Source organism: Pseudonocardia sp. NPDC046786 (assembly GCF_040645415.1).
Classification (GTDB): domain Bacteria; phylum Actinomycetota; class Actinomycetes; order Mycobacteriales; family Pseudonocardiaceae; genus Pseudonocardia; species Pseudonocardia kongjuensis.
In genome coordinates, this window is sequence record NZ_JBEYYF010000042.1 from 1 (window position 1) to 21,576 (window position 21,576).

Consider the following 21,576-nt stretch of genomic DNA (forward strand, 5'->3'; position numbering starts at 1 on the left):
GGGGTCGGCGGCGACCGCCTCGGGGCTGAGCAGCGCACCGTCGATATCGACCATGTGTTCGATTCTATCGGGTTGGGCTGGTTGTTCTCTAGAAGAAAGTCGGGGGGAAATCCACTCAGGACAGGGTTGTTGTCGTGTCGGGTGCCGGGGTGTGGCGGGCTCTCCCGTTCGCGGTGGGTCCGGGTCGGTGGTGGGTGGGTGAGGGTGGGCGCGGGTTCGCGGCCCCGGGGCTCACCCGGGTCGTCCCGCGGCCGCCCCGGTTACGGATGTGCGGCACGGCTCGACGACCGGGGCCGGCGGCCGGTGACCGGTGACCGGGCGGATCACAAGCCGGACCCGCACCCGGTGATCGGCCCCGTACCGATCACCGACCCGACCCGACCCGACGATCGGCGCAGTGCCACACCCGACCCCGACGATCGGCACAGTGCCACACCCGACCCCGACCCCGACGCCCAGCGCAGTGCCACTCCCGACCCCAACGCCCAGGGCAGTGCCACTCCCGACCCCAACGCCCAGCGCGGTGCCACTCCCCCACCGGAGCCGGGCTCGCGAGGGACCGGCACCCGACGCCGGGCGCCGCGGGAAGCCCGCACAGCGTCGAACCGGCGGGCGGGTCCGGCTCGCCGACCGCAGGACGTCGTCCACCCCACCCCGGCCATCGGCCGACGACCCGCAGATCGTTCCGCTCCCACTCGTCCGAGCTGCGGAAACGTGATCGGGACGGTCGGGATGGACAGCCGGGACCGGAGCGGGTCGACTCCGACATCGACACCCGGAGCCCGACATCCGACGCCCGACGTCGCAATCCCGACGGTCTCCCCGACGCCGGCGACCGGCGCCGGCCGGCACCGTAACCCGTCCGGCACCGCAACCCGTCCGGCACCACAACCCGTCCGGCACCACCCCGACCGACGGACGGACGGACGACGGGCTCAGGCCGCGGCGAGCGCCGCGTAGCGGCCGGATCCTGCCAGCAGCTCGTCGTGACTGCCCGCCTCGGCGATCCGGCCGTGGTCGAGCACGACGATCCGGTCGGCGTCGCGGACGGTGGACAGCCGGTGCGCGATCGTGATCGTCGTGCGGCCGCGGGACAGCTCGTCGAAGGCAGCCTGCACGGCCCGTTCGGTGCGGGTGTCCAGCGCGCTGGTGGCCTCGTCGAGCACCAGCACCCGCGGGTCGCGCAACAGTGTGCGGGCGATCGCGATCCGCTGCTTCTCCCCGCCGGAGAAGCGGTGCCCGCGGGACCCGACGACGGTGTCGTACCCGTCGGGCAGCGCGCTGATCAGGTCGTGCACCTGCGCGGCCCGGGTGGCGGCCTCGATCTCGGCGTCGCTCGCGTCCGGCCGGGCGTGCCGCAGGTTCTCCCGGACGGTGGCGTGCAACAGGTACGTCTCCTGGCTCACCACACCGACGATCCGGGTGAGATCGGCGGTGGCCAGGTCCCGGACGTCGACGCCGTCGATCGTCACCCGGCCCGATGTCGGGTCGTGCAGCCGGGCGACCAGCCCGGCAAGGGTCGACTTCCCGGACCCGGTCTCGCCGACCAGCGCCAGGGTGCTGCCGGCCGGCACGTCCAGGTCGATCCCGGCGACGGCGACGGTGCCGCTGCCCGGGTAGGCGTAGGTGACGTCCTCCAGCCGCACGTGCCCGCGCACCCGCGCGTGGTCGACCGGGACCGGATGCCGCGGCTCGGCGACGTCGACCGGCAGGTCCAGGTACTCGAAGATGCGCGCGAACAGCGCCAGCGACGCGACGATCTGCACCCCGGTCGAGAGCAGTCCCATGACCGGCCGGAACAGCCCGGCCTGCAACGCGGTGAAGGCGACCAGCGTGCCGATGCTCAGCGTGCCCGCCGTGAACGGCAGGCCCGCGGACAGGTAGATGACGGCCGGGACGGCGGCGAACACGACCTGGGTCACCGCCATCGACCACCGTCCGGCGAGCTGGGCGCGCAGCTCCAGCCCGATCAACCGGGACGACGAGCCGGTGAACCGGCGGGTGAGCTCGGGCCCGCTGCCCAGCGTTCGGGACAGGGTCGCGCCGCTGACCGAGAGACTCTCCTCGACGGCGACGTTCAGATCGGCCAGCTCGCGCTGCTGCGCGGCGGTCACCGCGCGCCGGGTGCGGCCGACCCGGCGGGCCAGCAGCACCGCGGGCGGCAGCACCACCAGCGAGACCAGCGTGAGCTGCCAGGACAGCGCCAGCATCGCGACCAGGGTGGCGACCGTGGTGGTCAGGTTCGACGCGACCGAGGTGGCCGTGCCGGTGACCACCGACTGCATGCCGCCGATGTCGTTCATGATCCGGGACTGCACCTCGCCGGTACGGGTCCGGACGAAGAAGGCCGGGCTCTGCCGCTGCAGGTGTGCGAAGACGGCGGTGCGCAGGCCGTGCATGACCTCCTGCCCGATCCGGGTCGAGATCCAGGTCTGGGCGACGCCGAGCGCGGCGGTGACCGCGGCGACCGCCACCATCCCGCCGGCCAGCCAGGCGAGCAGGACGACGTCGTGCTGCGGCAGGGCGACGTCGATGACCTCGCGCAGCAGGAACGGCGACGCCATCCCGACGACCGAGGAGACGGCGATCGTCGCGACGACGACCGCGAGCGGGCCCCGGTGCGGCGCGAACAGGGCGCCGATCCGGCGCGGCGAGACCGCGCGGGCCTGCTCCCGCTCCTCCGGGGACGGGGTGCGGGTGTCCGGCCGTCCCGGCCGGTTCGGGACACCTGGCTCCAAGTGGAACTCCTTCGCGAACAGATACTGTGGTTACCTCACTATGAGGGTACAACACCGTTGGTTGCTAGCCTGTTCCCGTGCCCGATCCCGATCCCGCGAGCGAGCTCGTCGACGCCTTCTGGGCGGTCGCCCGCCAGGTGCGGCACGCCTCGGCGGCGGCGCTGACCACCTGGGACCTGACGCCGTCGCAGGCCAGGGCGTTGATCACGCTCGCCCGGCACGGCGAGATGCGGCCCGGTGAGCTGGCCCGGCACCTACGGATCACCCCGCGCTCGGCGACCGAGGTGGTCGACGGGCTGGCCGGTCCGGGACTGGTGGAACGGGTAGCGGATCCGGGCGACCGGCGCGCCGTGCGGCTGCGGCTCACCGAACGGGGCGCCGGCATCGCCGGGGCGATCCGCGAGGCCCGCGCCGACGGGGCCCGGCAGGTGTTCGACCGGCTGCCCGATCGCGACCGGGCCGAGCTCGCCCGGATCCTGGGGGTCCTGCGGCACCCGCCGGAGCCGGCCGCCCCGCACGCCCCGCAGGGCCCGGACGGCACGGACGGCACGGACCGGCGGGAGGCACCCGGCGGGACACCGGAGACCGGCCACGCCCGCTGAGCTGCACGGCGGACGAGCCGCGTGCGGCGTCAGCGCTCCCGCAGGGCCACCTCGTAGCGGGTGTGCTGCAGGATCGTCCACGCCACGAGCGCCGGATTGTCCACCATCGGAACGTGCCCGACGCCCGGCAGCACCACCAGATCGGCGTCCGGCACCGCCGCCATCATCGGCTCGGCGTAGCGGCCGAACGGGATCGTGCGGTCGGCGCCGGCCCAGGCGATCCGGACCGGGCACGGCGCCCGGTCGAACGGCGCGATCATGGTGTCCATCGTGGCCGCGCTGAGCAGCGGATCGAGCGCGGTGCACCCGGCGAGGTCGTCGAACAGCACGTCGACGTCCTCGGCGGAGTAGCGGTCGGCGTGCTCGGACACCGTGCGCAGCAGCAGCCGGCGCAGCGACCGGCAGGATGCGAGCACCCGCACCGGCGCCCAGCCGGCGAGCAGCGCGCCGATCCGGAACGTGGCGAGCAGCCGGTACAGGTCCGACGGGACCGCCCACGCCCCGGCCGGTGAGAGCGCCACCACCGACCGGGCCCGGCCGCGCCGGGCCAGCTCGAGCGCGGCCCAGCCGCCGAGCGAGTTCCCGACGACGTGCGGCGTCCGGTCGATCCCCAGCTCGTCGAGCCGCTGCACCAGCGCGTCCACCAGGAGATCGAGCGAGAAGTCGCCGTCCGGGAGCTCCGGGCCGCCCAGGTGGCCGGGCATCGTCACCGCCCACACCTCGTGGTGCTCCTCCAGCAGCGGCAACACCGGCCGCCAGGCCCGCCACGACGACGTCATGCCGTGCAGCAGCAGCAACGGCTCGCCGGAGCCACTCCGGTGGAACCCGGTCACCGGACGATCACGGGCTCCGCGGCCCCCGGGCGCAGCGACAGCACCTCCGCGAACCCGGCGGCGAGGCACTCGGCGAACAGCTCCCGGTCGGTGACGGCGGCGGCGTCGAGATTGGCCCCCACGCAGCAGGTGTCGCCGTGGGTCACCACCGAGATCATCGCGGCGCAGCCGGGCAGCGGCGCGAACGGGTAGACGCGGTCGATCCGCGCCCCGCACAGGAACGCCTCGGACCGCAGTCCCGGCACGTTCGACGCCTGCAGGTCGTTCCCGGCGGTCGAGCCGCCGGCGACCAGGGTGAGCAGCGGGCCGGGCAGCCGGGCCAGCAGCGGCGCGACGACGTCCGGGCTCTCCAGCGCCGGCTCGTCCCGGGCGGCCCGCATCTGCGCGCCGACGGCGCGGATCCGTTCCGCCGGGTCGACGACGCCCATCGGCGCGGCCAGCCGGGCCGGCGCCCAGCGGTTGCCGCCGGCGGCGTCACCGCTGCGGCGCACCGACACCGGCACCGAGGTGCGCAGCGTCGTCTCCGGCGCGACCGGCCGGCCCAGCTTCTCGTGGTAGAGCCGGAAGGCACCGAGCAGCGCGGCGACGTAGGCGTCGTTGAACGTCCCGCCGACCGACTTCCCGGCCGCGCGCAGGTCGGCGAACCCGGTATCGAGCGCGACGAACCGCCAGGACAGCCCGCGCGGGCGCAGCAGCTCCGAGGCCCCGCCGGGCGGCGGCGCGAGCACCCGGGTGGCGGACTCCACCCAGCGGACGGTGTCCCGGACCGCCGACACCGGATGGGTCAGCGCACCGAGCACGTCGCGGGTCATCCGGGCGGCCGCGGGCAGCAGGCCGGCTTCGCGGCGGACCAGCCGGTCGACCTCGGCGAGCGGATCGGGCGCCTCGGCCGCGGGCGCGGCGGGCTGCGGCTTGTCCGGGTCGTGCTCGCGGCGCCGGCTGTGCAGCTGGGACAACAGCTGGACGACGCCCATGCCGTCGGTGAGCACGTGGTGCAGCTTGAGCAGGAAGGCGGCCCGCCCGCCCGGCAGGCCCTCGACGAGGGTCGCCTCCCAGGGCGGCCGCTCCCGGTCGAACGGCGTCATCATGAACTGCTCGGCGATCGGCGCGAGCTCGGCCCAGAAGCCGGGCCCGGAGCCGGGGATCCGCACCCGGCGCAGGTGGTAGTGCAGGTCGAACTCGACGTCGTGGATCCAGTAGGGGGTGCCGAGCCCGGCCAGCGGCTCGCGGACCCGCTCCCGGAACCGCGGCACCATCCGGGTCGCCCACTCGGTCGCGGCGACCAGCCGCTCCCAGTCCGGCTTCTCGTCGAGCAGCTCGACGGCCAGCACCGGCGCCCGGTAGCGGGGATCGGATTCGGCCCGCCACATCATCACCTCGAACGGCGACATCTCGCGGACCGATCCCCAGGTCAGCGACGTCTCACTCACCGTGCCCACCGAGGTGCCGACGGCGCTCCGGCCACCGGGCGAGGGTGTCCAGGAACAGCGTGCGGACCTCCTCGGCGTACTTGCCCGCGTCCTCGGGCACCCAGTGCGTGGTGTCGATCGGCGGATGCACGACGACCTGCACGGTCCCCCCGCGCAGCGTCTGCGCACCCCGCCACATGATCTCCCCGGCGTTGCGGATGACCAGCGGGACGATCGGGACGCCCGCCTGCATCGCGATGTGGAAGGCGCCCTTCTTGAACCGGCCCAGGCGCGGCGTCGGCGAGCGGGTGCCCTCCGGCGCGATGGCCAGCGAGATGCCCTCGTCGCGGAGCTTCTCGACGGCCGGCTGCAGCGCCTCCCTGGCCTTCGTGGTGTTGCCGCGGTCGACGAACGCGACGTCGGCGATCTGGAACAGCTGCCCCCAGACCGGGATCGCCGCGGCCTCCTTCTTCGCCACCCCGGTGAACCCGTCGCGGAGCAGCTTCATCAGGATCGGGACGTCGAACTTGGACTGGTGGTTGAACACGAACACGCACGGCCGGGCGGACACCAGGTGCTCGGCCCCGGTCACCTCGACGTCGATCCCGGACAGTCCGAACGCGACGTCGGCGCCCACCCCGGCGGCCAGGTCGACGAACTTGCGCCGCGAGCCGTGCAGCAGCCCGGCGCCGGCCGCGGCGGCGAGCCCGCCGGCCATGCCGCCGTAGAAGATCGCGGTCCGGGCGACGTCGGTGACCCCGGGGAACAGCCCACCGCGCGGGGCGCAGTCCAGGATCGGCCAGCCCTGCCGGGTGGCGAGCGCGCGCAGCGAGTCGGTCGGCGACACCGCGACCGGACGGCCGACGGAGGCGAGGAACTCGGCGTCCTCGGTGCCGTTGGCGTAGCCGAAGCAGTCGGCCGGGTCGACGCCCTGCGCGGCGGCGTCGGCGCGCACCGCCTCCGCCTTGCCGGGCCCCCACAGCGACGTCCCGACGACCCGGCCGGTGAGCACGCCGTCGTCGACCTCCAGCTCGGTGCACAGCACCCGGTCGGCGCCCAGCTCGTCGGCCATCGGCTGCACCTGGAACCGGGTCGCCGACGACGCCATCACCACCTGGTGGCCCTGCTCCTGGTGGGTGGCGACGAGCTCCCAGACCTCGGGGTGCAGCGCGCCGGCGATCTCGTCCCGGAACAGGTCGTTGCCGAGCGCGACCAGCTCGGCCTCGGTGCGGCCCTGCCAGGTCGCGAGGGTGATGGAGAGGAACTCCTTGAAGTCGTCGTCGGTGCGGATCCCGCGCATCCCGGACAGCACGGTGCGCACCATCTCGACCGGGCCGACGTCGAACTCGCGCAGCCGTCGCCGGTAGAACGCGCCCGCCGAGTAGCCGTCGATGACGGTGCCGTCGTAGTCGAAGTAGGCGATGGTGCCCGGCCCGGGCGGCGCCGCCCGGACGGCGGCGAGCCGCTCGGCTCGCGCCGTACCGGCTCCGTCAGCTCGCGACACCGGTGTCCCCCTCCGCACGTTCCTTCGTCCCCCGGTCCGGTACGACCGGCTCCGGCGGCGGATCGTCGCCGTCGCCGAGTACCACCTCCAGCCGGGCCCGGTGCAGGTCGGCGAGCCGTCCCAGGTCGTCGATCACCGCGCCGACCTCGGCCAGCCAGTCCGCCCGCCGCGCGCCCGGCGACGCCGAGTGCAGCAGGTCCCGGTTCTCGGCCAGGCGCAGCGCCGTCGCGTACAGCTCGCGCGACACCGAGTCGGGCCGGTCCAGGCGGCGCTGCATCAGCATCTGCCTGCCGACGCCGAGGCAGTCGTTCAGGAAGTCGTCCTCGTCGCCGAGCGGGTCGTCGCCGAGCGCGGCGAGCCGGTCGGCGACGACGAGCTGGGCGTCGAAGAAGGACCGCAGCACGCCGGGCGCGACGAGCAGCGGGGCCCGGCGCAGCGCGGCGCGCGCGTCCGCGGGCTGCCCGGCGCGCCGCCGCCAGCCGGAGTCGACGAGATCCGCCTCGCGCAGGATCTCGTCGCGGAACTCGCGGCGGGTGGAGAAGAAGAACTCGAACTTCAGCAGGTCCCGCAGCCGGGCGAGCTCGCGCCACGCGACGTCGACCGGATCGTCCTCCTCGCCGGCGTCGCCGACGCGCAGCAGCGCCAGCTCCAGCATCGCCCGGTTCAGCAGGTGGTGCAGCGCCCCGTTGCGGTAGAACGCGGCGACGTGGTGGCGGCCCGAACTGATCGAGAACACCGGCTCGGTGCCGCCGGAGTAGATGGTGACGACGCCCGCCTCGGCCAGCCGGTCGAGGGTCATCCGCAGGCCGTGCCGGGTGCGCAGCTCGGCGATCGGCACCGGGACACCACGCGCCTCCAGGTAATCGGCCAGCGGGGCGACGACCTCCCGGACCTGCTGCAGGGTCAGCGCCCGGTCCCGGGCGCTGAGCAGCGCGAAGGTCGCCAGCGAGGTGGCCGTCGCCGGGGTGACCTGGTTGATGCCGGCGCACACCCGGAACGCGACCTTCTCCAGCCGGGCCGATCCGTCGCCGGCGTCGGCCAGTGCCCGGCGCAGCGAGAGCGGCTCGGCGAACCGGACGCGGGCGGTGCCGACGTGCCGGCGCTGGTCGCGGAAGTAGCCGTAGAGCCAGCCCAGGCCCTCGGCCTTCTTCTCCCCGCCGCGCTGCTCGGCGGCCATCGCGCCGACCTCGTGCAGCTGGTCGTAGACGATCGAGACCGGGACCAGCACCGCGTCCAGCTCGGGCCGGTCCTCCATCGCGGCGACCAGGTAGCGCAGCAGCCCGTAGCGGGGGCGACGCAGCTTGCCGGTGCGGCTGCGGCCGCCCTCGATGTACCACTCCAGGTTGAACCGCTTCGCCAGCAGATGGCCGAGGTACTCCTGGATGGCGGCCTTGTACACGGTGTCGCCGCCGAAGCTGCGTCGGATGAACACCACCCCGGCCCGCCTGCCGAGCGCGCCCATCGGCCAGAACGACAGGTTGTTGCCGCCGAGCACGTGATTGCGCGGGAAGTTCCGCTCGTGCAGGACCTCGGCGAACACCAGCGGATCGGCGTAGGAGCGGTGGCTCGGCAGGAAGACCAGCGCGTGCTCCCGGTTGAGCTCGCGCAGCCGCTCCAGCCCGGACTCGTCGACCTGCACGTCCCAGGCCTTGGTGTGCATCGGGCCCATCATCGCCCGGAAGACGTCGATCGCCGGCGGGCTCTGCACCGCCGCCATCTCGTTCAGGCAGCTCCCGAGCTGCTGCTCGATCTCGGCCTTCGTCGAGCCGGTCTGCCGGACGAGCCGGTCGACCAGCTTCGGGAACCGGGTGGACGAGGTGATCTGCTCGACCATCCGGCGGGGCACCTTGTAGCGGTCGCCGAGGATGCGGCGCTCGGCGCGGTCGCAGGCCAGCACGGCCTGCCGGGCGACGAACCGGCTGAACCCGACGGAGCCGGGGCGGCCGTTCTCCTGGGCGACGAACCGGGACACCAGGTCGGCGACGGTGGCCGGCTCACCCGCGACGACCCGGGCCGCGTCCGGCCGGTGCCGGGCCATCGTCGGGTGCAACGGCGACCAGGCGACCCGCATCGCGGCGGTGGTCGCGAGCCCGGCCAGCTTGCGCAGCGCGCCGGACGCGTCCGGCTCGGGCGTCACCCAGGTGACCCGGGCCGGGACGATCACGGTGTCGTCGCCGTCGAGCGCCTCGCCGAGCGCGGCCGGGGCCTCCAGCCCGGCGCCGATCGACACCACCCGGGCACCCGGGTGCTCCCGCTCCGCCCAGCGTTGCAGGATCGACCGTTCGGTGAAGGAGCGGGGCTGGGTGATCACCACCTCGCGCGTGCCGAGCAGTCCGTCGGTCGTCATCGATCCCCCTCGCGCCGGCCCGCCGCGTCGCGACGCATTCCCCGGCACAACGTAGTTACCGGGCGGTTGCCGAACAACTTCGCGACACGGTCTGCCGGGCCCGGGATGCGGGGTCAGATCACGTGCTGCGCCTCGGTGAGGGTGTGCCGCAGGATCTGCTCCATCTCGTCGAACTCGGCCTGCCCGGCGATCAGCGGCGGCGCGAGCTGGACGACGACGTCGCCGCGGTCGTCGGGGCGGCAGTAGAGGCCGTTCGCGAACAGCGCCCCGGGCAGGAACTGCTTGACCAGCCGCTCCCGCGCGGCGGCGTCGAACGTCTCCCGGGTGGCCTTGTCCCGGACCAGCTCGATCGCCCAGAAGTAGCCGTCACCGCGGACGTCGCCGACGATCGGCAGGTCCAGCAGCCGGCCCAGGGTGTCGCCGAACGCCTGCTCGTTCGCGAGCACGTTGCCGTAGAGGTCCTCGCGCTCCATCAGGTCCAGGTTGGCCAGCGCGACGGCCGCCGAGACCGGGTGCCCGCCCCAGGTGTAACCGTGCGGGAAGGTGACGCCCGGCTCCAGGAACGGCTCGATCACCTTCTCCGAGGCGATCATCGCGCCGAGCGGGCCGTAGCCCGAGGTCATGCCCTTGGCGCAGGTGACGATGTCCGGGGTGAAGCCGAACTTCGCGCAGGCGAACGGATGCCCCTGCCGGCCGAACGCGTTGATCACCTCGTCGGAGACCAGCAGCACGTCGTGCCGGTTGCAGATCTCGCGGAGCCGGGCGAAGTACGACGGCGGCGCGGTCAGGCAGCCGCCGGAGTTCTGCACCGGCTCCACGACGACCGCGGCGACGGTGCCCGGGCCCTCGAACAGGATGGCCTCCTCGACCCGGTCGGCGGCCCACCGGCCGAGCGCCTCGGCGTCGCCGTCGAACTCGGGATGCCGGTAGAGGTTGGTGTTCGGCACCCGGAACCCGCCGGGCGCGAGCGGCTCGAAGTCCTGCTTCATCGCGGGCAGCCCGGTGATCGCCAGCGCCCCGTGCGGGGTGCCGTGGTAGGCGGTCATCCGGCTGATCACCTTGTGCTTGGCCGGCTTGCCGCGCAGCTTGAAGTACTGCTTGGCGACCTTCCACGCCGACTCGACGGCCTCGCCGCCGCCGGAGGTGAAGAACACCCGGTTCAGGTCGCCCGGTGCGAGATGCGCCAGCCGCTCGGCGAGCTCGGCGGCGGGCGGGGTCGTGTACCCCCAGACCGGGAAGTACGCCAGCTCGGACGCCTGCTTCGCGGCCGCCTCGGCGAGCTCGCGGCGGCCGTGGCCGGCCTGCACGACGAACAGCCCGGCGAGCCCGTCGAGCACCCGGTGACCGCGGTCGTCCCACAGGTAGGTGCCCTCGCCGCGGGTGACCACCGGGATCGGCTGGTCACCATCCCGGCCGTGCATCCGGGCGAAGTGCATCCACAGGTGCTTCCCGGCGGCCTGGGCGGCCGCGGACATCGGCGGCCGGTCGGCGGCGGGGGTGCGGTCGTCGAGTGCGGTCATGGGGACTCCTGTCGGTGTCGGTGCCCGTGCCGTGCGGCGGTCGCGGTCGTCCGTCCGATCGTCCGGCCTACACCTCCGCCCCCATGGATACGATTCGTATCGTCTTCGAACCGGACGAGAACGGAGTGCGCCAGGTGTATCCGACGATCGCGGACGTGCTGGCCCGCCCGGAGGTCCGGGCCGGGGCACCGGCCGTCCGCGCCGGGCGGGCCGCGCTGGGTACCGAGGTCCGCTGGGTGCACGTCAGCGAGCTGGCCGAACCCGCCGGGACGCTGCCGGACGGAGTGCTGGTCCTGTCGGTCGGGTTGCCCGCCGCCGATCCGACCACCGATCCGGCCCGCTACGTCGCGGCGGTGCGCGCCGCCGGCGGCGTCGGGCTGGTCGTCGAGATCGGCCAGCACCTCGCCACCCTGCCCGATCCGCTGGTGCAGGCCGCCCGGGCGGCGGGGTTCCCGCTGGTCGAGCTGCGCCGCACGGTGCGCTTCGCCGATGTCGTCGCCGGGGTGCTGGAGACGATCCTGGTCGAACGGCACGCTCGCGCGTCGTTCACCGAGCACGCGGGCAGCGCGTTCCGGACGCTGACCCTGCACGGCGCCGACCCGCAGCGGGTGCTCGCCGAGGCCGCCACCCTGCTGGACGGCCCGGTGGTGTGCGAGGACCTGGCGCACCGGGTGCTGCTCACCGCGGGCGAGCCGGACCTGCGGGACTGGCCGGCCCGGTCCCGGCTGGCCGGCCCGGCCGGGCCGGAGGGCTGGCGGACCGCGCCGGTCGGCCTGCCGGGTGCACGATGGGGCCGGCTCGCCGTCCCGGCCCGGCCCGCCGCCGACGCCGAGGACCGGATCGCCGCGGTGCTCGGGCACGCCGCCGACGCGCTGTCGCTGCTGGTCCGCGACGGCGCCCCGGCCGGGCTGCTGCGGGCGGCGCACGCCGCGCTGCTCGGCGCGCTCGCGGACGCGACACCGGTGGACACCGATCGGCTCGCGGTGCGCGCCCGCGCCGCCGGGATCGACACCACCGGGGAGTTCGAGGTGGTGCTGCTCGACGGCGGGTCCGCCGGGACCGCACCGGCAGTCGTCCCGGACGCCGTGGTCGCGACCGCCGGCGGGGCGGAGATCGTGCTGGTGCCGCTCCCCCGCCGGGCCGGCGCCGGGTCCCGCGCCGACGAGATGGTCCGGCTGCTCACGGACGGCGCCGTCGCGGCGGTCGCCGGGCCCGGCCCGTTCGACCGGCTCCCGGAGCTGCTGCGGGAGGCGCGCGCGGCGGCCGCGGCGTACCGGTCCACCTCGCCGGACGGCGCCCGGCCGACGGTGCCGCCGCGCGGCGGCCGGCTCGGCGTGCGCGGCCTGGTGTGGCGGCTCGGCGACGATCCCCGGCTGCTCGGCTTCGTCGAGGAGCAGCTCGGCCCGGTGCTCGCGCTGCCCGGGCCCGAACGCGAGCAGGCGCTGGCCGGGCTGGACGCGCTGGTCGACGCGGGCGGTGTGGTCGCCGAGTTCGCCCGCCGGATCGGCACCGGACGACCGGCCGCCTACGCCCGGCTGCGCCGGCTGTCGGCGCTGGTCGGTGCCGACCTGACCGAGCCGGAGGTGCGCACGTCGGTGCACTTGGCGCTGCTCGGGCTGCGCCGGGCCGGTCACTGAGTACGGTCGGCCCGCAGCAGCTCGACCTGACCCATCGGGTCGATCTCGACGACGGTGGTGCCGGCGGGCCGGCGCGGGCGCTGATCACCCGGGTGGGTGAGTACGACCCGGACATCCGGGCAGCCATCGGCCGAGTGCACCCCCGGCACTAGCCGAGCAGCTCCAACTCGGTCTCGGTCTCGGCCTCCGGCGGCACCCGGACCAGCCCGCCGTAGAGCGCGGTCAGCGTGACGGCGATCCGGGCCCGGTCGAAGCGGGACACCGCGCGGTCCCGCCCGGCGATGCCGTAGCCGGCCCGCATGGCCTCGTCGGCGAGCAGCTCGCGCACGGCGGCCGCGACGTCGGCCGGCCTCCCGGGCCGGACCAGCAGGCCGGTCACCCGGTCGACCACCGCATCGGCGGAGCCGCCGACCGACGATCCCACCACCGGCCGGCCGCAGGCCATCGCCTGCAGCACCGGGGTCACCGGGACGTCGCGGCCGGGGACGTCCAGGACGACGTCGGCGGAGCGCAGCAGCCGCGGCCGCAGCGCGTCCCCGACCGGCCCGAGGAACCGGACCCGCCCGGTCACCCCGGCCTCCCGGGCCATCGCGAACAGCCGGTCCCGGTCCGGGTCGTCGCCGGCCGCGCCGCCGGCGACGAGCAGCTCGGCGTCGCGCACCCGGGCCAGCGAGCGGATCGCGGTGTCCGCCCCCGCGCCGGGGCCCAGCGACCCGACCAGCACCAGCCGCGGATGCTCGCCGCGGCGCAGGGCCGGGCCCGCCGCGGTGTAGACGTCGGTGTCCACGCAGGCCGGCACGGTGCGCAGCTGCGAGCGTGGCACCCCGGCGGCGAGCAGTGCGGCGTGCCGGTGCTCGGTGTCGGCCAGCACTGCGACGACCCCGGCGGGCGGGCCGATCGGGTCCGGGCCGCCGGTCGGGTACGACGCGACGACCGGCGCCCCGGTCCCGGCCGCCCACCGGACGGCCGCCGGGCCGACCGCGTGCACCAGGTCCGGCGGGTCGTCGCCGAAGCCGGCGCCCGCGGCGAGCAGCGGCCGGACCTCCAGCTCCCCCGGCCCGGTCACCGGCGGGACCGGATCGTGGTCACCGGGCCGGTCGGTGAGCACCAGGACACGGTGCCCGGCGACGGCCAGTGCGGAGGCGGTGGATGCGGTGCCGCACCCCTCGGGAACCTCGGACGTGCGGATGACGGCGATGCGCAACGGGGCCTCCTCGTCGTGCTCGCTGAGAGCGGGCACGCGCAGGTGGCTCTACGCGTCGAACACCCCGACGGTACCCGCTCCGCGCCGGACCGCCAGGCGAGCGGACCGCGTGTGCGCCGCAGCCACCGCGGGTAGTCAGGCCTGTCCGACGAACCGCCGTCCGATGAGCCACCGTCCGGTGAGCCGAGTGGAGGACGAGGATGAGGGACCGTTCGTGGCGGCTCCGGGTGGCACCGGCGCCGTCGGCCTGCCGGTTCGCCCGGCTGGAACTGCGCCGTTTCCTCGCGCCGCTGCTCGGCGAGGCCCTCGTCGACGACGCCGTGCTGGTGCTGCACGAGCTGGTCGCCAACGGGATCGACCACGCGGGCACCCCGATGCTGCTGACCGCCCGGGTGCGCGGCGGGTCGGTCCGCGACGGGTCGCCGGTGCCCGGCCGCGAGCGGCCGCTCGACCCGTCCGCACCCCGCGGGCGCGGCCTGCAGATCGTCGGGTCGGTGGCCCGCGGCTGGGGGGTGCGCAGGCACCGGCGGGGCAAGACGACCTGGGCCGAGCTGGGGCCGGCCGACGCGCCGGTGACGCCGCAGCTGCACCTGGTCGGGCCCGGCTGACCGGTGCGTGAGCCGCCCGGCGGGTGGGTACGCAGCGACCGACCGAGCGAGAGGAGAGACGATGCGCCCCGAGACCCCGATCTCCGAGGCCGATCCGGCGGACGCGCTCGAGCAGCAGCGCCCCGCGTTCCCCGGGGACGACGACGATCCGGTCGGGCCGGCGGTGCCGAGCGCGGACCGCGAGGCCGATCCGGCCGACGTCGCGGACCAGTACCGCGACGCCGGCCAGGACGAGGACGCCTACTGACCGACGACGGAGGCGGTCGGGCCGGTCGTCGTCAGGGCAGGTCGACCAGGACCTTGCCGGTGACGCCGGACTCGACCGCCTCGTGCGCGGCGACGACGTCGCCGAGCCCGAACCGGTGGATCGGCAGCGGGGTGAGCGCGCCGTGCGCCGCGGCGACGCTCACCCCGCGCGCCGCGTCGGCCAGAACGTCCCGCTCGACGTTGTAGAGCAGCATGAACCGGAGCACCGCGTTCGCCGTCATCAGCGACCGGACCGGCAGCGCCGGGTCCTGCGGGGTCGCCGCGTAGGACACGACGTGCCCGCCGCGGCGCAGCACGGCGAGGTCCTGCTCGAGGTTCTGCGCGAGCGCGACCTCGACGATCCGGTCGACCGGCCCGGCGGCGTCCAGGATCCCGGCGGCCGGGTCGCCCTCCCGGTAGTTGACGACATGCTGGGCCCCCGCCGCGCGGGCCTGCGCGGCCTTGTCCGGCCCGGACACCGTGGTCACCACGGTGGCGCCGGCCCAGCGCGCGAACTGGATCGCGTAGTGCCCGACCGCACCGGCGCCGCCGGTGACCAGCACGGTGCGTCCGGCGACCGAGCCGTCGGCGAACACGCAGTGGTACGCGGTCATCGCCGGCACGCCGAGGCAGGCGCCGAGATCGTCCGGGGCGCCGTCGGGCAGCGGGGTGGCCTGGGCGTCGGGCAGCACCGTGTACTCCGCGCAGCTGCCCCACTCGGCGAGCGGCGCACCGCCCTCGCCGCCGGGCGAGGCGAGCCACACCCACACCCGCTGCCCCACCCGGGACGGGTCGACGCCCTCGCCGACCGCGTCGATCTCGCCGACGCCGTCCTGGTGCGGGACGCGGACGCCGTCGATCGGGCGCGGGGTGGTGCCCGCGCGGGTCTTGGTGTCGGTCGGGTTCACCGCCGAGATGCGGATCCGGACCCTGACCTGCCCGGGCCCGGGTTGCGGGGTCTCCAGGTCGCCGATGGTCAGGACGTCGCGGGCCGCACCCTCGCGGGAGTAGCTGGCTGCCTTCACCGGCGCCATCCTGCCCGCGGCGGGCGGAGCTGTCTCGCCGGGCCCGGTCACTCGCGCAGCGCTGCGACCTTCTCCCGGGCCTCCTGCCTGCGGGCCTCGGCGCGGCGGCGGCGCACCTTCCAGGCGATCATGCCGGCCACGACACCGATCCCGAGCAGCACCCAGCCCAGCAGCCCGAAGGTGTGCTCGAACTTCTCCGCGGCCTCCCGCAGCAGGTAGCCGGCCGCGACGTGCAGGGTCGCCCAGGCGGTGGCGCCGACCACGACGGCGGGCAGGAAACGGCGCAGCGGCAGGCCGGATGCGCCCGCCGCGGCCGGTGTCATGGTGCGCACCACCGGCAGGAACCGGGCGCACAGCACCGCCCACGATCCGTGCCTGCGCAGGGTGCGGGCCGCGTCGTCCCACTTGTCCTGCCCCATCCGCCGGATCAGCCGGGACTCCCGCAGCCGGGGGCCGAGCTTGCGCCCGATCGTGTAGCCGATCGAGTCCCCGCCCATCGCCGCGACCGCGACGACACCGGTCACCAGCACCGCCGACGGCACGTCGGGCACCGCCATCGCCGCCGCGATCAGCACGGTCTCCCCGGGCAGGACGAGCCCGATCCCCAGCGTGGTCTCGCCGAGGGTGATCAGACCCGCGACGAGCACCACCACCCACAGCGGGACGGAGTTGAGCAACTCGATGATCTCGGAGATGGGAGCTCCTCGGCTCGGGAACGTGCCGGGTGGGGATCAGTCCACCCAGGGCACGCCGTCGGCGGTCAGGTCGGGAGGGGGAACGCTCGCGGGTTCCGGCCCGGGAACCGGGTCTCCCCGCGGGGGCGGCGCTGCCCTCGCCCGCGCCGGCGGTGGGCGCAGTGTCGTCCTCCACAGTGCCTGCTCCGGTGCCGTCTCCGGCGCCCCCGGGGCCGGAGTCGTCGGTGGGCGGCTGCTCCGGGGCGGTGAGCCCCGAGAAGAACGCGCTGACCTCCGCCGGATCCACCTCGACGGCGACGCCCTCGGAGCCGGTCCGGTAGTCCGCCCGGCCGGTCGGGACGGTGCGGAACCCCACCCGGTCGCCGCGCAGCTCGGCGGCGTGCGCGACCAGCGAGGTGAGGTCCCGGCCCTGGTCGAGCACGACGGCGCCGTTGACGGCGCGCAGCGAGTCGCTGCCGACCAGCAGGACGTCGGTGGCGCCGTCGGCCACGCTCTCCCCGGTCACGTCGGCGGTCACCAGGCCGCCGCCACCGCCGAGCACCGCCCAGCCGGCGCCGATGACGAGGAAGACGGTCGCCGAGAACGCCGCCGCCCAGCGCCGCAGCCGGCGGGCGGGGCACGGGGCACCCGATACCTGACGGTGACCGCGGCGCTCAACGTCGGCAACGCGCTGTCGGTGGTGGTCGCCTCGGCGGTGCTGCCGTTCCTGCCGTTGCTGCCCGCCCATCTGGTGCTGCGGAGCGTGCTGTTCAGCGTGGCCGCGCTGGCGCTGCCGTTCGACCGGGTGGAGCCGGGCTGGACGGTCCGGCCCCGGGGCTGGGACACCCGCGGGATGCTGCGGTTCATGGCCGTGCTCGGGCCGCTGTGCTCGGTGTTCGACCTGCTGACGTTCTGGGCGGTGTGGCGCCATCTCGGCCTGGACACCCCGGAGGAGGGCGGTGTTCCAGGCCGTCTGGTTCGTCGAGGGCGTGCTCTCGCAGGTACTGGTGCTGCTCCTGCTGCGCACCCGGGCCGGCCGGCCCGCGCGGTGCTGGTGACGGTGGCCGCAGTGGTGGTAACGGGCGTCGCGTTACCCTTCACCCCGGTCGCCCCGTTGTTCGGGATGGCCGCGCCGCCCGCCGCGGTGTGGCCGCTGCTGCTGGCGGTGGTCCCGCCGTTCCTGTTGTGTGCGGCCGCGACGCGGTCGCTGTACCTGCGTCACGTGCTGGGCATCCGCCCGGCGGACAAGGAGTGAGAGATGACCCCTCCCGGACCGACCCAGCTGCTGATCATCCTGCTCGTGGTCGTGCTGCTGTTCGGCGCGAAGAAGCTGCCGGACCTGGCCCGCTCGGTGGGGCGGTCCAGCCGGATCCTCAAGACCGAGCTGAACGCCAAGGACGAGAAGGACGGGGACGACGCGACGCCGCCCAAGGAGCTCCCCGAGGCGGGCGCCGGCCGGGAGACCCCGCGGACCGAGTCCCGCAGTGACACCGAGCGCTGAGCGCGCAGGCAGCACAGCGCGCTGAGCGGGGCGGCAACACAGCGCGCTGAGCGGGGCGGCAACACAGCGCGCTGAGCGCGCAGACCGCCCTGCGCGCTGAGCGGGGCGGCTCCCCACCCGCCCGCCGGTGCGGAGACCCTGCGGCCCCCGCACCGGACGGGTAGCGCCGAACTCAGATCAGGGTCGACCAGTAGTCCCAGAACCGCTGCAGGGCCAGCCCGATGATCACCACGAACCACAGCACCACCGGCACCGCGTGGTACTGGCGCAGTCCGGCGTAGAGCCCCCGGGCACCGCCACTGCGGTCCAGCGTGGCGAGCGCGACGTACCAGAAGATCGGGATCGTCACCGCCCACACGACCATGCAGTACGGGCAGAGCGCGCCGATCCGGTAGAGGCTCTGGAAGATCAGGTAGTGCACGAACACGACCCCGGCCGCCGAGCCGGCGGTCAGCCCGGCCCAGTACCAGGTCGGGAAGCGGGCGCCGGCGAGCAGCGCCACCCCGGTGGTGACGACGACGGCGAACGCGCCGATCCCGAGCAGCGGGTTCGGGAACCCGAAGAACGCGGCCTGCTCGGTGGTCATCACCGACCCGCAGGACAGCACCGGGTTGATGCTGCACGAGGGCTGGTAGGTCGGGTCCTGGAGCAGCGCGATCCGCTCGACGGTCAGCGTGAACGCGGCCAGAAGGCCGAGCCCACCGCCGACGATCAGCAGCCAGGGCAGCAGCCGCGGCAGCGGTCCGGGGACCGCGGGGACGGGCTCGGCGGGCACGCGGGCGAACTCCTCGGTCGGGGCGGCGGCGGTCACGGGTTCACCGCCGCGTCAAGGGCGTCGGTGATGTCCTGCACGGACTCCGGGTTCAGCTGCTCGCCGTTGACGAAGAACGTCGGGGTGCTCTGCACGCCGGCCGCCAGGCCGGCCTGCTCGGCCTCCTGCACGGCGGCCAGGGTGGCCGGGTCGGCGACGGCCGCGTCGTAGGCGGCCATGTCGAGGCCGAGCTGCTCGGCGTAGCCGCGGAAGATGCCGGCGGCGTCCGGCGAGCCGGCCCACTCGGCCTGGGTCTGGAACACCCGCTCGTACATCGGGACGAAGCTGCCCTGCCGGTGCGCGGCCTCGGCGGCGACGGCGGCCGGCTCGGCGTTGCTGTGGTGGGGCAGCGGGAAGTAGCGGACGACGAACTCGACGCGGTCGCCGTACTGGTCGACGAGCTGGCTCATCACCGGCTGGATCTGGGCGCAGGACGGGCACTCGAAGTCGAGGAACTCGACCATCGTGACGGCTGCGTCCGGGTTGTCGTTGAGCCGCGGCGCCTCGGCCGGGGCGAGGGTGTCGGCGGCGACGGCGCCGCCCGGGGCTGTGTCCGGGGCGTCGGGGCGGCCTGCGAACAGCAGGGCGGCCAGTACCAGCGCGAACGCGCCGACGACGGCGAGGGAGATCGTGACGTTGCGGGTCATCGGGAGGGTGCCTCCACGGGGGCCGGCGGGGTGCCGGGTCACGGGATCGGGGACGGACGGACCGGGCTCCCGCAGGTCAGTTCCGGTCGACGCAGAGGTGTTCGACCGGTGAGGGTGTGCGCAGCGTGCGTTCCGGCGGTGCCGGCGCGGCGGTGTCCGGCGGCACGACCGGGGCGAGCGCGACGGCGACGGTGGCCGGTGCGACGTCCGGGACCGGTGGCCCGTCGTCGCCGCGCCGCGGGACCTGCTCGGAGTCGCCCGCGTGCAGCGTCGAGGGCGGGTGGTACGGGCAGTCGGCGGCGCCGAGCGCGGCGGTGTGCCCGGGCGGCGGCCCGGCGGCGGCCGGGCCCGCGCAGACCAGCAGCGCCAGGGCCAGCAGCAACAGTGAGGCGAAGGCGCGCAACGACCTCACCTCGCTCCTCGACGGGGACCGCGGCGGACCCGCTCCGCCCGGGACCCCGACGATACCGACGGCGGGCGGGCCGTCCCCCGCTCCCCCGGCGTTCGGCCGCGGGACCGGTCCGGATCGACCGGCCGCCGCGGCAGGACGTCCGGTCACCGGGCGACTACCGTCGGTGGACGTGAGCTTCCCCGAGCCGTCGGCGGTGTGGCGTCCCGTCGCGGACACCGAGCGGGCCGTGACCTCGCGGACCGGGTCGTGGACCCGGTTCGCCGCACCCGGCGACGCCGTCGGTGGCGGCTTCGGGCTGTTCGAGTCCTGGATCCCGCCGGACTCGCCGGGCGCGATGCCGCACTACCACTCCGGCTTCACCGAGAGCTTCTACGTGCTCGACGGGCGCCTGCGCATCATGACCGGGACGAACCGGACCGAGGCCGAGCCCGGCGACCTGGTGCACGTCCCGACCGGCGGGGTGCACGCGTTCCGCACCGGGCCGGACTCCGACGCCCGGTTCCTGATCCTGTTCGTGCCCGGCGCGCCGCGGGAGCGCTACTTCCGCGGGCTGGCCGAGTTCGCCGCCCGGGCCGAGCCGCCCACCCCGGCCGAGGTCGACGCGTTCGCGCTGACCTGCGACCAGGCGAACCTGCGCGACCATCCCGGGTTCTGACCGCGGCACCGGCGGCGTCCACCGGTGTGACCGGGGACACTCCCGGGATGGACATCCCCTCCCCCGCCACCGAGCTGGTCGGCATGGTCCAGGCGCACTGGACGACGGACACGATCTGCGCCGCCGCGGAGCTGGGCGTCGCCGACGTCCTCGCCCGGGGCCCGGCAGACACCGCGGAGCTGGCCGAGGCGACCGGCGCGCACCCGCCGGCCCTGGACCGGCTGCTGCGCGCGCTCGCCACCCTCGGCCTGTGCACCCGCGGACCGGACGACCGCTGGTCGGCCACCCCGCTCGGCGCGGCGCTGCGCCGCGACGCACCCGGCGGCGCACACGCCAGGGCGCTGCTCACCTCCCGGTTGTGGCGGCCGCTGTGGGACGACCTGACCGCATCGGTCCGCACCGGCGAGCAGGCGTGCAGCCGGGTGAACGGCCGGCCGCTGTTCGACCATCTCGCCCGGCGCCCCGAGCTGGGCGCGCTCTACGACGTCACCCAGCGCGGGCTGATCGACGACGCGGGCGCCCGGTTCGTCGCGGCCTACGACGTCCCGGACGGCGGCGCCGTGGTCGATCTCGGCGGCGGGACGGGTGCGCTGCTGCGGCACGTGCTGGCCGCCCGCCCGGCCTGCCGCGGGATCCTGGTGGACCTCCCGCAGGTGGCGCAGCGGGCGCACGCCGAGCTGGCCGCGGCCGGCGTCGCGGACCGCTGCGACGTGATGATGGGCGACTTCTTCGAGGCGGTACCCGGCGGCGCGGAGGTGTATCTGCTCTCGTTCGTCCTGCACGACTGGACCGACGACGAGTGCCGCGCCCTGCTGCGCAACGTGCGGACCGCGACCGGCCCGGACGCCCGGGTGCTGGTCGTCGAGCAGGTGCTGCCCGACGACGGGCCGGGCGATCCCGGTCCCGCGCTCTACGACCTGCACATGCTGGTCGGCACCGGCGGCCGCGAGCGGACCCGCACCGAGTACGCGGAGCTGCTGGCGGACACCGGTTTCCGGGTCGAGTCGGTGACCGCGACGGCGGGCCCGCGCAGCGTGATCGACGCCCGCCCGGTGCCGGTCCGCCGAACACCCCGCTGAGCGGCGCCCGGCCCGGGTGCGAGACGCTGGGGCGACGCGTACGACCGTTTCCGTACGCAATCCTCCGGGCCGGTTCCTGCGCGCGGTTCCGCGCGTCCCGGCCCGCCGCCGGAACACAGGGAGG

At 75.3% G+C, this 21,576-nt stretch carries 21 protein-coding genes; 8 read left to right on the forward strand and 13 right to left on the reverse strand.

Annotation, left to right across the window (positions count from 1 at the left end):
- Nucleotides 1–935: 935 nt before the first annotated feature.
- Complete coding sequence (locus ABZ881_RS29710; RefSeq protein ID WP_358489182.1) at nucleotides 936–2,738, reverse strand: ABC transporter ATP-binding protein; 1,803 nt, start codon at nucleotides 2,736–2,738, stop codon at nucleotides 936–938.
- 77 nt (nucleotides 2,739–2,815) lie between these two features.
- On the opposite strand from ABZ881_RS29710, the gene ABZ881_RS29715 reads away from it, so the two are divergent.
- Complete coding sequence (locus ABZ881_RS29715; protein WP_358489184.1) at nucleotides 2,816–3,340, forward strand: MarR family transcriptional regulator; 525 nt, start codon at nucleotides 2,816–2,818, stop codon at nucleotides 3,338–3,340.
- Between the two features lie 29 nt (nucleotides 3,341–3,369).
- Here ABZ881_RS29715 and ABZ881_RS29720 read toward each other — a convergent pair whose 3' ends face one another.
- The 5 genes from ABZ881_RS29720 to ABZ881_RS29740 form a co-directional block, all read right to left on the reverse strand.
- Nucleotides 3,370–4,173 (reverse strand): alpha/beta fold hydrolase, encoded by an 804-nt coding sequence (locus ABZ881_RS29720; protein ID WP_344027315.1) that lies wholly within the window; start codon nucleotides 4,171–4,173, stop codon nucleotides 3,370–3,372.
- Complete coding sequence (locus ABZ881_RS29725; protein WP_344027317.1) at nucleotides 4,170–5,603, reverse strand: wax ester/triacylglycerol synthase domain-containing protein; 1,434 nt, start codon at nucleotides 5,601–5,603, stop codon at nucleotides 4,170–4,172. The genes ABZ881_RS29720 and ABZ881_RS29725 overlap by 4 nt, the downstream gene beginning before the upstream one ends.
- A complete protein-coding gene (locus tag ABZ881_RS29730) occupies nucleotides 5,596–7,086 on the reverse strand; it encodes an HAD-IB family hydrolase (RefSeq protein ID WP_358489186.1) in 1,491 nt (496 codons plus the stop codon). Before ABZ881_RS29730 ends, ABZ881_RS29725 begins: the two co-directional genes overlap by 8 nt.
- Entirely contained in the window at nucleotides 7,073–9,433 is a 2,361-nt protein-coding gene (locus ABZ881_RS29735) for a glycerol-3-phosphate 1-O-acyltransferase (protein WP_358489188.1), read from the reverse strand. The genes ABZ881_RS29730 and ABZ881_RS29735 overlap by 14 nt, the downstream gene beginning before the upstream one ends.
- A gap of 113 nt (nucleotides 9,434–9,546) precedes the next feature.
- The gene (locus ABZ881_RS29740; RefSeq protein ID WP_358489190.1) at nucleotides 9,547–10,953 is read right to left on the reverse strand and encodes an aspartate aminotransferase family protein; all 1,407 of its coding nucleotides are present in this window, start codon (nucleotides 10,951–10,953) and stop codon (nucleotides 9,547–9,549) included.
- Nucleotides 10,954–11,087: 134 nt separating this feature from the next.
- Between ABZ881_RS29740 and ABZ881_RS29745 the strand changes: the two genes are divergently transcribed.
- Entirely contained in the window at nucleotides 11,088–12,590 is a 1,503-nt protein-coding gene (locus tag ABZ881_RS29745; RefSeq protein WP_358489192.1) for a PucR family transcriptional regulator, read from the forward strand.
- Here ABZ881_RS29745 and ABZ881_RS29750 read toward each other — a convergent pair.
- Both ABZ881_RS29750 and ABZ881_RS29755 read right to left on the reverse strand, forming a co-directional pair.
- Nucleotides 12,584–12,730 (reverse strand): hypothetical protein, encoded by a 147-nt coding sequence (locus ABZ881_RS29750; protein ID WP_358489195.1) that lies wholly within the window; start codon nucleotides 12,728–12,730, stop codon nucleotides 12,584–12,586. The genes ABZ881_RS29745 and ABZ881_RS29750 overlap by 7 nt on opposite strands.
- Before the next feature lie 8 nt (nucleotides 12,731–12,738).
- A complete protein-coding gene (locus tag ABZ881_RS29755; protein ID WP_358489196.1) occupies nucleotides 12,739–13,830 on the reverse strand; it encodes a glycosyltransferase family 4 protein in 1,092 nt (363 codons plus the stop codon).
- Nucleotides 13,831–13,994: 164 nt separating this feature from the next.
- On the opposite strand from ABZ881_RS29755, the gene ABZ881_RS29760 reads away from it, so the two are divergent.
- Nucleotides 13,995–14,402: an ATP-binding protein gene (locus tag ABZ881_RS29760; protein ID WP_358489199.1), complete on the forward strand. Its 408-nt coding sequence runs from the start codon at nucleotides 13,995–13,997 to the stop codon at nucleotides 14,400–14,402.
- A gap of 61 nt (nucleotides 14,403–14,463) precedes the next feature.
- Nucleotides 14,464–14,649 carry a hypothetical protein gene (locus ABZ881_RS29765; RefSeq protein WP_358489201.1) on the forward strand — a complete coding sequence of 62 codons (186 nt, stop codon included), beginning with the start codon at nucleotides 14,464–14,466 and terminating at the stop codon, nucleotides 14,647–14,649.
- 31 nt (nucleotides 14,650–14,680) lie between these two features.
- Here ABZ881_RS29765 and ABZ881_RS29770 read toward each other — a convergent pair whose 3' ends face one another.
- Together ABZ881_RS29770 and ABZ881_RS29775 are read right to left on the reverse strand one after the other, a co-directional pair.
- Nucleotides 14,681–15,673, reverse strand: a complete 993-nt coding sequence (locus ABZ881_RS29770; protein WP_358489203.1) for an NADPH:quinone reductase — start codon at nucleotides 15,671–15,673, stop codon at nucleotides 14,681–14,683.
- A 47-nt stretch (nucleotides 15,674–15,720) separates the two neighbouring features.
- A complete protein-coding gene (locus ABZ881_RS29775; protein WP_358489205.1) occupies nucleotides 15,721–16,350 on the reverse strand; it encodes a DedA family protein in 630 nt (209 codons plus the stop codon).
- 658 nt (nucleotides 16,351–17,008) lie between these two features.
- On the opposite strand from ABZ881_RS29775, the gene ABZ881_RS29780 reads away from it, so the two are divergent.
- Entirely contained in the window at nucleotides 17,009–17,602 is a 594-nt protein-coding gene (locus ABZ881_RS29780; protein WP_358489206.1) for a hypothetical protein, read from the forward strand.
- A 3-nt stretch (nucleotides 17,603–17,605) separates the two neighbouring features.
- Nucleotides 17,606–17,848: a twin-arginine translocase TatA/TatE family subunit gene (gene tatA / locus ABZ881_RS29785; protein WP_344027509.1), complete on the forward strand. Its 243-nt coding sequence runs from the start codon at nucleotides 17,606–17,608 to the stop codon at nucleotides 17,846–17,848.
- A 172-nt stretch (nucleotides 17,849–18,020) separates the two neighbouring features.
- On the opposite strand, the gene ABZ881_RS29790 is transcribed toward tatA, so the two are convergent.
- The 3 genes from ABZ881_RS29790 to ABZ881_RS29800 all read right to left on the reverse strand — a co-directional run bounded on the left by ABZ881_RS29790 (nucleotide 18,021) and on the right by ABZ881_RS29800 (nucleotide 19,718).
- A complete protein-coding gene (locus ABZ881_RS29790) occupies nucleotides 18,021–18,659 on the reverse strand; it encodes a vitamin K epoxide reductase family protein (RefSeq protein ID WP_358489208.1) in 639 nt (212 codons plus the stop codon).
- Nucleotides 18,656–19,306 carry a thioredoxin domain-containing protein gene (locus ABZ881_RS29795; RefSeq protein ID WP_344027505.1) on the reverse strand — a complete coding sequence of 217 codons (651 nt, stop codon included), beginning with the start codon at nucleotides 19,304–19,306 and terminating at the stop codon, nucleotides 18,656–18,658. The genes ABZ881_RS29790 and ABZ881_RS29795 overlap by 4 nt, the downstream gene beginning before the upstream one ends.
- A 76-nt stretch (nucleotides 19,307–19,382) precedes the next feature.
- Nucleotides 19,383–19,718, reverse strand: a complete 336-nt coding sequence (locus ABZ881_RS29800; protein WP_358489210.1) for a hypothetical protein — start codon at nucleotides 19,716–19,718, stop codon at nucleotides 19,383–19,385.
- Between the two features lie 169 nt (nucleotides 19,719–19,887).
- On the opposite strand from ABZ881_RS29800, the gene ABZ881_RS29805 reads away from it, so the two are divergent.
- Nucleotides 19,888–20,373 carry a cupin domain-containing protein gene (locus ABZ881_RS29805; RefSeq protein WP_358489211.1) on the forward strand — a complete coding sequence of 162 codons (486 nt, stop codon included), beginning with the start codon at nucleotides 19,888–19,890 and terminating at the stop codon, nucleotides 20,371–20,373.
- A 47-nt stretch (nucleotides 20,374–20,420) separates the two neighbouring features.
- On the forward strand, nucleotides 20,421–21,452 hold the full coding sequence (locus tag ABZ881_RS29810) for a methyltransferase (RefSeq protein ID WP_358489213.1): 1,032 nt from the start codon (nucleotides 20,421–20,423) through the stop codon (nucleotides 21,450–21,452).
- Nucleotides 21,453–21,576: the final 124 nt, after the last annotated feature.

Coding starts and splice junctions, on each gene's coding strand:
- ABZ881_RS29735 (WP_358489188.1), bottom strand. CDS start 9,433: ATGACGACCGACGGACTGCTCGGCACGCGCGAGGTGGTGATCACCCAG.
- ABZ881_RS29740 (WP_358489190.1), bottom strand. CDS start 10,953: ATGACCGCACTCGACGACCGCACCCCCGCCGCCGACCGGCCGCCGATG.
- ABZ881_RS29760 (WP_358489199.1), top strand. CDS start 13,995: ATGAGGGACCGTTCGTGGCGGCTCCGGGTGGCACCGGCGCCGTCGGCC.
- ABZ881_RS29765 (WP_358489201.1), top strand. CDS start 14,464: ATGCGCCCCGAGACCCCGATCTCCGAGGCCGATCCGGCGGACGCGCTC.
- tatA (WP_344027509.1), top strand. CDS start 17,606: ATGACCCCTCCCGGACCGACCCAGCTGCTGATCATCCTGCTCGTGGTC.
- ABZ881_RS29795 (WP_344027505.1), bottom strand. CDS start 19,306: ATGACCCGCAACGTCACGATCTCCCTCGCCGTCGTCGGCGCGTTCGCG.
- ABZ881_RS29810 (WP_358489213.1), top strand. CDS start 20,421: ATGGACATCCCCTCCCCCGCCACCGAGCTGGTCGGCATGGTCCAGGCG.